The sequence below is a fragment of the Massilia sp. Root335 genome (assembly GCF_001425685.1).
Lineage (GTDB): Bacteria > Pseudomonadota > Gammaproteobacteria > Burkholderiales > Burkholderiaceae_D > Telluria > Telluria luteola.
Window position 1 is genome coordinate 1 of sequence record NZ_LMCY01000053.1, and the last position, 1,109, is coordinate 1,109.

A 1,109-nucleotide genomic window follows, 5' to 3' on the forward strand; every position below is an offset into this window, starting at 1 on the left:
AACCGCATCTACACGATGCCGCAGTTCCTCGAACAGCGCTACGGCAAGGCCGTCGCCACGACGATGGCGCTGTTCTGGCTCGGCCTGTACGTCGTCGTCAACCTGACCTCGATCCTGTACCTGGGCGCGCTGGCCATCGGCAGCGTCACCGGCGTCGGCGTGCTGCCCTGCATGCTGTTCCTGGCCGTCTTCGCCGCCATCATCACGCTGGGCGGCATGAAGGTCATCGGCTACACCGACGTCATCCAGGTGACCTGCCTCGTCATCGGCGGCCTCGTGACCACGTGGCTGGCGCTGGACCTCGTCGCCAAGCTGGGCCAGGGCCACGGCGCGCTGCAGGGCTTCTCGACCTTGTACAACACGACCCGCGACCACTTCGAAATGGTGCTGGGCCGCGACAACAAGAACTACATGGACCTGCCGGGCCTGTCGACGCTGATCGGCGGCATGTGGATCGTCAACCTGAACTACTGGGGCTGCAACCAGTACATCACGCAGCGCGCCCTCGGCGCCGACCTGCCGACCGCGCGCAAGGGCCTGCTGTTCGCCGCGTTCCTCAAGCTCCTGATGCCAATGATCGTCGTCATGCCGGGCATCGCCGCGTTCGCGCTGGACCGTGCCGGCGTGCTGGGCGACGCCATGCGCGTCGGCGGCGAACTGAATCCGGACCGCGCCTACCCCACGCTGCTGGCGATGCTCCCGTCGGGCATCAAGGGCATCGCGTTCGCCGCGCTGACGGCCGCCGTCGTCGCGTCGCTGGCCGGCAAGGCCAACTCGATCGCCACGATCTTCACGCTCGACATCTACCAGAAGCGCCTGCATCCGGACGTCAGCGAGAAGAAGATGGTGTGGATCGGCCGCATGACCGTCATCGTGTCGATGCTGCTGGCCATCGTGATCGCCCCGTTGATGGGCATCGACAAGAAGGGCGGCTTCCAGTACATCCAGGAATACACGGGCTTCGTCTCGCCGGGCATCCTGGCCATGTTCCTGCTGGGCTTCTTCTGGAAAAAGACAACGGCGGACGCGGCGATGTTCGCGACCGTCGGCGGCCTGGTGTTCTCGATCATCCTGAAGTTCCTGCCGACGATGATGGACCTGCACTTCCT

General features: G+C 65.2%; 1 protein-coding gene. It reads left to right on the forward strand.

The features are described from left to right. Window positions 1-1,109 (forward strand): sodium/solute symporter (locus ASC93_RS27285; protein WP_056450184.1); only part of this gene is annotated, 1,109 nt, incomplete at both ends.